We start from the raw sequence: 8845 nt of genomic DNA on the forward strand, positions 1-8845 counted from the left end.
GTCTTGATACAATTATACAGTTCACTTTATATCTAGTCAACAAAAAAGAGAAGATCAAATTCTCTTCTCTACAAATTCCATTGCTTGAAATACGATCTCAGGACTGATTTCATAAGGTACATGATACATACTGCTACCTTCAAAGAAACATGTTTGTTCAATGGTTGTTTTTACCTTTTCATCTAAAGTTAAACCAAAATCAGCAAGTTTCGTTGGTAAATCAAGTTGTAAACATAGATCTCTATATTGTGTAAATTCATGACTGTTTTCAGTAGCTAGTTGAACAAGTGTTGTGTATGCAATTACTTCTCCATGCATAAGTCGACGCTCACTTCTAAGTTTTGTTAATCCATTATGCAGTGCATGTGCAATAGATAATCCACCACTTTCAAAACCAATTCCACTTAAATATATATTCGCTTCAATCATTCGTTTGAATGATGGTGTAATCATTTTTTCTTGCAAACTTCTTACTGCATCAACTGCATCTTCAAAGATGATTTCCTTGCAACTTCGTGCAATCATTAATGAAGAGAATGTATCTAGACCTCCTGCATCATTTACTGACATGGATAAATAGCATGCATTAGCTTCTACATACGTAGATAGTGCATCACCAATTCCAGCAATAAATGTGCGTACGGGTGCTAATGATAATATATATAAATCCACGATGACATATTCTGGTGATTGTTCGCGCACCATATAGTGTGAGAAGCCACCATCTTCATGATAGATTGCGGATAGTCGAGAGCATGGTCCATCCGTTGAAGCAATACTTGGAACTAAGACAACCGTAGTTTGAAGCAACGTAGATACCGCTTTTGCAACATCCATAATCGTTCCTCCACCAAAACCAAGAACCATATCGTAATCTAATTCTTCATGTTCTTTAACAATCGCTTCTAAACGTTCCATCGTTAATAAACCTTCAAATACGACAAACTCAAACATTTGCGCAGTATCTAGTGATTTTTCAATTCGCTGGCGATAATCTTTCATCGTATACGTATCAACAATAATTAAGATTTTTGCATCCTCACTAAGTTCCAACACATTGGATAAATCTAATGTTATATTTACTCCTTGCAAGTAATTGGATGGTGTTCGTAACACTTGATTCATTTGTTCGTTCATAATCGATTCCCCTTTTCCGTTTTTATTATAGCAAAATGTGAACAAATACTGAAAGTTATTTCAACACTTGTATTTTTCTTCGTTTCGGTTTATGATGTGCACAATGAAAAGAGATTATTACGAAGTACTTGGAGTCAGTAAAACTGCAACTCCAGATGAAATTAAAAAAGCATATCGAAAAAAAGCAAAAATGTATCATCCCGATGTAAACAAAGCAGCGGATGCAGAAGCGAAATTTAAAGAAGTAAATGAAGCATACGAAAACCTTAGTGATGCGGATAAGAAAGCTGCATACGATCGTTATGGACATAATGCTGGTCAATATCAACAACAGCAACAGGCATATCAACAATACTATGGACGTTCACAACAAGGTGCACAGTTTGCAGATATGAATGATTTCTTTGAGCAAATTTTTAGAGCGCAAGCACAACAGCAACAACAAAGAAATAGCTATGGCAGACAACAATACTACTATCAACGTAGCAATCAACCACGTCAAAGTGGTCTATCAAGAATTATTGTATTAATCTTCCAAGTATTCTTTTATTTGATGATTTTCCAATTCTTCTTTGGTTGGATGTTTAGATAAGGCAAAAGCACTTCAAAATGATGAAGTGCTTTTCTTTTGCCAATAATTTAATGAATCAAATATGTAATATCTTTTGTTGAATCCACACAAAATGAAACATAGTCCAAATCGTGTCGCGTAAATGCTCTAGCTATGTTATGAACTGCAGTCTTATGCAGTATGCTTTGACTTACATCTTGAATCATTTTTTGGCTTGCCAATTTATTTAGTTCCAATGAGATAATGATCCGATTTTTCTTCAGATACAGTTTCTTTGTTTGTTTTGAAACACCACTCATATCTACGCCTATTTCTACTGAAATATTGTGTTTGATGGTATCACTTCCTTTTCGTATAACATAGCTTCTATACTTATATTATACACGAGGAAACAAAAACGTGTGACAAATCAAATGGAATTTGATGAATTACAATTTATACAATTTTTGATTTTCTATTTTGTATATACTTAGATTTAAGGAATCTAACACGAAACGATCATGTGTCGTTAATAAAAGTGCACCTTTATAATTCTCTAACAATTCAATTAGTACGGGTTTACTCAATGGAGATATGTTTCGCGTTGGTTCATCCATTATCAGTACTTTCGGATTTTTTGCAATTACATATGCTAAACAAACTTTTGCTTTTTGCCCTTCACTAAGTGAACCAATCGGTTCACTCATTTCACGTACCGATAAGTGAATCGAACCAAGAAGAGTTTGTACATCAGCAAGTAATAAAGTCGTTTTTTCCAGCATAAAGTCAATTGTGCTTACTTGATAATCAAGTAGTTCTTCATAGTTTTGTGGCATATAAATAACATCCAACTCTTTTTCTTGCATCATAGCATAGATTGCTTTTAGCATGACACTTTTACCCGTACCATTATTTCCAATAAGTGCTACTTTATCTTTTCCATACATTTCAAGATTTGCATCTTGTACAAGTAGACGATTCTGAATATACACATCCTGTTCAAAGTGAAAAATTTCTTTACCTGCAGGATATCCAGTATCCGCTAATTTCAAATGAATCGATTCTTCATACGTATCCATTGAGAAATCTTCTTCACTCATGCGTCTTTCAATACCTTTAACCACACGCATCTTCTTTTTTAATAAACGTCCCATTGCTGGATTTTGTCTAGATACACTATTGTGTGCATGCGTTACTTTATTTTTTAAATCATTCATGTGATCCATCTTTGCTTTGTGGACACGTTTTTCTTTTTGCATAATACGAACATCTTCTTTATATTTTTCATTACGATTTTTAGCATAACTATGATAGTTTTCATAGTGCAATGACCAAACAGGTTTATTGCGTTTATTTCGTTGCTCAAGATGTAAAATCACATCAGCACACGCATCAATAAGTTCGATATCATGTGAAATAAACACAATGGTTGCATCACTTTCCTTAATAAATGTAGTTAACCATTCAATTGTTTCTAAATCGATATCATTGGTTGGCTCATCCATCAAAAGCAAATCTGGTTGATGATACAACATCTTCACAATTTGCATTTTTACACGTTCTCCTCCACTTAGAGAACTCATTTTTTGATCTTTATACAACAGTTCGTTATCGATGTGGATAGAAGCACAAATTTCTTCATACCTCTGGTATCGATTGTAATCACATTCTTCGTCTATTTCGTCCCTCAATAAGTATTCATATAAAAAACATGCATTCCACTTCGTCTCTAGTTTTTGTGCTAGATATGCCACGAGTGAAAACTGCATGTCGATTGTTCCTGATAGTTTTGCATATTGTTCAATCCACATAGGATTGTAGATGGCTTTCAATAAGGTACTTTTTCCATTTCCCTCTTCGCCAATAATTGCCATTTTATCTTTTTGATTGATGATGAAACTTAAATCTTCAACCATCACTTTTCCACTTATATCGCTAAGTGTAACGTTTTTAACTTGTAGTGTGTTTTGCATAAGTAAACCTCCCTTTCTTTGTTGAAGGGACAATAGACATGAACGTTGTATTTTTCATTGATCTATTTGTTTACGTACATTACAACACCACCTCTCTTTTGATAGTATAACAAAACCAAACCACTTTGTCATCATAAAAAGCATGAGCTATTTCTAACTCACGCTTTTTACTATTTTGCTTTTACTTTAACCCACAATTCGGAAATCACTTTTCGAATCTTTGGATTGTATTTAAAGATTTCATCTTTATCATAACCACTACGTGGTAGATAACTTGGTAAATCTTTGAATTCACCAGCGATTAAATCATCAATAACACTTTGTACACTTGATGTATATCCAATATATTCTGAGTTTTCATAAGCAATTGTTTCATCTAAATTGAAATCAATATATGCTTCTGCTAGTAATGGACATGCACTGTTTTTTGGAATTACCATTGCATCACTCCAAATATTTGTACCTTCTAATGGCTCATAATATGCCATGTTTGGATTTTCCATTTGAATGTAGGTTGCATCACCACTGTATACAACTGCAATATCTTTTTCACCATTGATCATTCCATCAATAACTTCGTCAGTAACAAATACTGGATCATTTGCTCGAATATCACGTAACCATTCATAGGCCTCATTAATCTCATCTAAATTACTCGTATTCATCGAATATCCAAGATGTTTTAATGCCATCATAAATGAATCACGTTCACTATCATAAACAAAGATACGTCCTTTGTATTTTGGATTTTGTAATATTCCAAATCCTTCAGTTTCTAAGTCTTCTTGTGAAACTTTATTTTTGTTGTACATAATTCCTACACTACCCCAGAAATATGGAATACTGTATTCATTTTTCGGATCGTAATCAAGACCGGTTACCATTGGACTTAATGCATCATAATTTTTAATGTGATCTAAATTGATTTTCTGTAAGCGATCTTCTTGCATCAGTTGTTCAATCATATAATCACTAGGAACAAGTACATCGTATGATTCACCACTTAACAGTTTTGTGTACATCTCTTCATTTGATGCAAACAGTGAATAATTTACATGTACATTGTATTTCTTTTCAAATTTGGCAATCGTATCTTCACCAATATATTCTCCAGCATTAAATACATTTAACGTATCACAGCCGTATGTTTCAATTGGATCAAAATCTCCACCCGTATTACTTCTAAGTTTTTGTAGACCAAAGATGGTAAGCCCTACACATGCAGCAACAACTGCAAGTCCAATTCGTTGACCAGTTTTGTTGGTCTTTGTTTTTTTCATACTCATTAAGTTCACCACAATTAAGACAATTGTGATAATCACAACAATAATTGTGGATAACGCATTAATCGATGGATTGATTCGTTTACTCATTGTATATACAAGAATCGAAATATTTTTAATTCCATTTCCTGATACAAAATACGAAATGATAAAATCATCAAAACTCATCGTAAAGGCAATTAATGCACCAGCTACAATACCTGGCATCAATTGCGGAATAATTACTTTACGTAAGGCATAACTTGGTGTAGCTCCTAAATCCATTGCTGCATTGGCTAAGTTTGGATCCAAACGTCGTAGTCTTGGACTCACACTTAACATGACATATGGAATACAAAAAGCAATGTGTGCAAGTAATAATGTTATAAAACCCTTTTCAATTTTCATTGTGGTGAAAAATAACATCAACCCAATTGCAGTTACAATTTCTGGGTTCATAATTGGCAAATTGTTAATTTGCTCAACATAAGTTTTTAATACTTTCTTTGATTTCGATAAACCAATACTTGCAAGTGTTCCAACCACTGTTGAAATAATTGTCGCGAGTATGGCAATTACAACCGTATAATAGATCGCTTCAATCATTGATTTATTGGCAAACATTTGTTCGTACCAACGTAATGAGAAACCTGTAAATTTTGATAAAGACTTGCTTCCGTTAAATGAGAAGACCATCATATATAAGATTGGTAGGTAGAAAAACACCATCAACAATCCTAAAAATACTTTTGAACCATATTTCTTTTTCATTAGTCTTCACCTCTTTCTTTATCCAATTTATTGGTGAAGTACATCGAAAGCATAATAATTACAGCCATAATTAAACTAATCGCACTACCAAAGTTCCAGTCACCTGTTGTCACGAAATAGTTTTCAATCAAGTTACCAACTAAGATCGTTCCTCCTCCAAGTAGACGTTGAATAAAAAACGAACTTGTTGCTGGTAAGAATACTAACGTAATTCCACTAATCACTCCAGGCAATGAAAGTGGGAAAATAATACGTTTAAACGTTTCCAATTTACTTGCTCCTAAATCACTACTTGCTTCAACTAAAGATGGATCCATTTTTGATAGTGATGCATGAATTTGCAATATCATAAATGGTAAGAAGTTATACACCATTCCAAGCACAATCGCAAATTCTGTATGAATCATATGCAGTGGTCCCAAACCAAAGAATGATAGGATATTATTGATAACTCCATTATCACTTAAAATACCAACCCATGCATATGTACGAACTAACATGTTAATCCACATCGGTAAAGTAATTAAAAGAATAAAGAATGCATTGCTTTTTACCTGCATCTTACTAATAAAATAAGCTGCAGGATATCCAATAATAATACAAAGAATCGTTGTAATTAAAGCAATTCGAAACGAGTCAATCAAAACTCCAATAAACACATTATCATTAAAGAATCGTGCAAAGTTGTCCAAAGTAAAATGGAAAGTTAGTACATCGTTTCCTCCTGTTGTAAATGCATAAAGTACAATCAATATCATTGGCAACACTAGAAAGATGCTAATCCAAAGCACGTATGGTTGGATAAGTCGTCTATAGTTGTTCATCTTAGAACCCCATTTTTTCCATTACATGGATATCTTCTGGACCAAATGATAACCCAACGTTTTTATCGACTTCACTTGATTTCGTCGTATGAATTTTGAACTCACGTCCAACTGTCGAGAATGATACTTTGTATTTTCCTGGTTTTAAGTCTTCAATTTCAAAATCGTAATCAACATTACGCACTTCAATTGCTTCATCTGTATCTAAATCCCAACTTACTGCATCTGCCCAAGTCTTTAAGTCTGTATCAAGAGCTTGTGATTCTTCAATTTCATCAAGTGTTTTAAAGAAATCAAAAGCCGCAATCCCAATACGTTTTTTCTCATCTTGAATATAGCGTTGCTTTACCCCGATCATTTGAATGGTAATACTTGTTCCTTTACTTGTTGAGAAAGTAACTGGGTATGTATCTTCACCTACTAACTCTTCATATGTCACATTGGAAAATCCAACATATTCTTCAGTTTCAGCATCCCAAGCTTGTGCATCTGCACGAGCGATAATATCATCATCTGTCAATTCATCGAAATCTTGTACATCGACATAGAAGTTGTTGGCACTAATGTATTCTCCAGCATCTTCATTGAAAATTGGTTCTTTATTATAGATGGTCATAGTTACTTCGACATGACTCCCACGTGCTGTTTCCACAATAATTTCATTGTGTACTCCTTTAAACAGCATCGATTTTACTTTCCCATTCAGAACCCCGCGTCCGCGCCCAACAATTTCAATATCTTCAGGACGAATCACGATATCTACTTCTTCATTCTCTTTAAATCCATGATCGACACATGTGTAATCTTTATCATCAAAAGAGACAAGGTAATCTTCTTTCATTACACCATCGATGACATTACTTTCTCCGATGAAGTTTGCAACATACTCGTTTACTGGTTCATTGTAAATATCTACAGGCGTACCTACTTGTTCAATTTCTCCTTCACGCATAACCACGATTTTATCGGACATTGTTAGTGCTTCTTCTTGGTCATGTGTTACATAAATAAATGTGATTCCAACTTCTTGTTGAATCTTTTTTAATTCCAGTTGCATCTCTTTTCTAAGTTTTAAATCCAGTGCTCCTAGTGGTTCATCAAGTAACAGTACTTTTGGTTCATTTACAAGTGCACGTGCAATTGCAATACGTTGTTGTTGTCCACCAGAAAGTTGATCAATTTTGCGATCTTCATACCCTTCCAAGTTTACTAATTTCAACATACGTGTAACTTTTTGACGAATGACATCATCACTCATCTTTTTAATTTTCAAACCAAATGCAATATTATCAAATACATTCATATGTGGAAATAATGCATACTTTTGAAATACTGTATTTAACTCTCTTTTATATGGTGGTAAATCTGCAATATTTTCATTATCAAAAATCACTTCACCAGAATCAGCTTCTAAAAATCCTCCCAAAATTCGTAATAATGTGGTTTTCCCACAACCAGATGGTCCAAGTAAAGTTACGAATTCATTTTCATAAATATCTAACGTAATTCCTTTTAAGATGACTTGGTCATCAAAGCTTTTTACGATATTTTTAAACTGAATAATCTTGTTCATAATGTTCTCCTTTTAAAAATTTGGTGGGCTCATAACCCAAATAATTGTTGCCTCATTGTTGGAATCATTCACAAGATAGTGAATATGTTTTCCATTCAAATAAAAGGTTTCTCCTTGTTTAAGTTCGTCGCTTTTATCCCCATTAACTAGCGTAACATTTCCTTTGATAACATACCCAAATTCTTCTCCTTCATGTGGATTAATACTCTGCGATCTACTTTTCGCATCGAGTGTCAAAAGAATTGGTTCCATATCATTTTTCTGTGCATTAGGCACAACAAAAGTCGTGGTAATACCATCCTTTTCACTAACGTAATAATCCTCTTCACGAAAAACACTTTGACTTTCTTCTTCATTGAAGAACTCTGACAAGTTTGTTCCTAGTGCTTCTAAAATATCTTGAAGAGTTACGATGGATGGTGATGTAAGATTACGTTCCAACTGACTTAAAAATCCCTTGGAAAGTTCACTACGGGCGCTCAATTCATCTAAAGTTAACCCATTCTGGGTTCGTAGTTCTTTTAATTTCAATCCAATATCCATAGATAACTCCTCTCTGTTTAGTAACACTAAACTTCTCGTGTTTCTTTATAGAACAATTCAATTATAAAGAAATCTTGCATTTTTGCAACAACTTTCACAAAAAAAGGAAGCATTAACCAATGTCATTAAGTTAAGGATTGTAAAACATAGAAGAGTTGGAAATATCTGACCCTTCTTTTTTATTTGCTCAATGTGTTGACAAAAAATCGAAA

At 33.6% G+C, this 8845-nt stretch carries 7 protein-coding genes and 1 pseudogene; 1 reads left to right on the plus strand and 7 read right to left on the minus strand.

Annotated features, from left to right (window positions below):
* Positions 1 to 54: 54 nt before the first annotated feature.
* Entirely contained in the window at positions 55 to 1137 is a 1083-nt protein-coding gene (locus M2098_RS06125) for a glycerol dehydrogenase (RefSeq protein ID WP_280682503.1), read from the minus strand.
* Between the two features lie 94 nt (positions 1138 to 1231).
* On the opposite strand from M2098_RS06125, the pseudogene M2098_RS06130 reads away from it, so the two are divergent.
* Positions 1232 to 1453 (plus strand): annotated as a pseudogene (locus M2098_RS06130) (DnaJ domain-containing protein); the annotation flags it as partial.
* A gap of 323 nt (positions 1454 to 1776) precedes the next feature.
* On the opposite strand, the gene M2098_RS06135 reads toward M2098_RS06130, so the two are convergent.
* The 6 genes from M2098_RS06135 to M2098_RS06160 all read right to left on the minus strand — a co-directional run bounded on the left by M2098_RS06135 (position 1777) and on the right by M2098_RS06160 (position 8633).
* Positions 1777 to 2007 (minus strand): hypothetical protein, encoded by a 231-nt coding sequence (locus M2098_RS06135; protein WP_280682501.1) that lies wholly within the window; start codon positions 2005 to 2007, stop codon positions 1777 to 1779.
* Between the two features lie 129 nt (positions 2008 to 2136).
* Positions 2137 to 3660 (minus strand): ATP-binding cassette domain-containing protein, encoded by a 1524-nt coding sequence (locus tag M2098_RS06140; RefSeq protein WP_280682499.1) that lies wholly within the window; start codon positions 3658 to 3660, stop codon positions 2137 to 2139.
* Positions 3661 to 3830: 170 nt separating this feature from the next.
* A complete protein-coding gene (locus M2098_RS06145; protein ID WP_280682497.1) occupies positions 3831 to 5693 on the minus strand; it encodes an extracellular solute-binding protein in 1863 nt (620 codons plus the stop codon).
* Positions 5693 to 6517, minus strand: a complete 825-nt coding sequence (locus tag M2098_RS06150; protein ID WP_280682495.1) for an ABC transporter permease — start codon at positions 6515 to 6517, stop codon at positions 5693 to 5695. Before M2098_RS06150 ends, M2098_RS06145 begins: the two co-directional genes overlap by 1 nt.
* A 1-nt stretch (position 6518) precedes the next feature.
* Positions 6519 to 8090, minus strand: coding sequence for an ABC transporter ATP-binding protein (locus M2098_RS06155; protein ID WP_134167607.1), 1572 nt, complete (start codon positions 8088 to 8090; stop codon positions 6519 to 6521).
* A 12-nt stretch (positions 8091 to 8102) separates the two neighbouring features.
* The gene (locus M2098_RS06160; protein ID WP_280682492.1) at positions 8103 to 8633 is read right to left on the minus strand and encodes an XRE family transcriptional regulator; all 531 of its coding nucleotides are present in this window, start codon (positions 8631 to 8633) and stop codon (positions 8103 to 8105) included.
* Positions 8634 to 8845: the final 212 nt, after the last annotated feature.

Origin of the sequence: Breznakia sp. PFB1-19 (genome assembly GCF_029893935.1) — a bacterium.
In the GTDB taxonomy this organism is placed as follows: domain Bacteria; phylum Bacillota_I; class Bacilli_A; order Erysipelotrichales; family Erysipelotrichaceae; genus Breznakia; species Breznakia blatticola.

Excerpts from the sequence above, each read along its gene's own strand:
- M2098_RS06125 (WP_280682503.1), bottom strand. The coding sequence starts at position 1,137 with ATGAACGAACAAATGAATCAAGTGTTACGAACACCATCCAATTACTTG.
- M2098_RS06135 (WP_280682501.1), bottom strand. The coding sequence starts at position 2,007 with ATGAGTGGTGTTTCAAAACAAACAAAGAAACTGTATCTGAAGAAAAAT.
- M2098_RS06140 (WP_280682499.1), bottom strand. The coding sequence starts at position 3,660 with ATGCAAAACACACTACAAGTTAAAAACGTTACACTTAGCGATATAAGT.
- M2098_RS06145 (WP_280682497.1), bottom strand. The coding sequence starts at position 5,693 with ATGAAAAAGAAATATGGTTCAAAAGTATTTTTAGGATTGTTGATGGTG.
- M2098_RS06150 (WP_280682495.1), bottom strand. The coding sequence starts at position 6,517 with ATGAACAACTATAGACGACTTATCCAACCATACGTGCTTTGGATTAGC.
- M2098_RS06155 (WP_134167607.1), bottom strand. The coding sequence starts at position 8,090 with ATGAACAAGATTATTCAGTTTAAAAATATCGTAAAAAGCTTTGATGAC.
- M2098_RS06160 (WP_280682492.1), bottom strand. The coding sequence starts at position 8,633 with ATGGATATTGGATTGAAATTAAAAGAACTACGAACCCAGAATGGGTTA.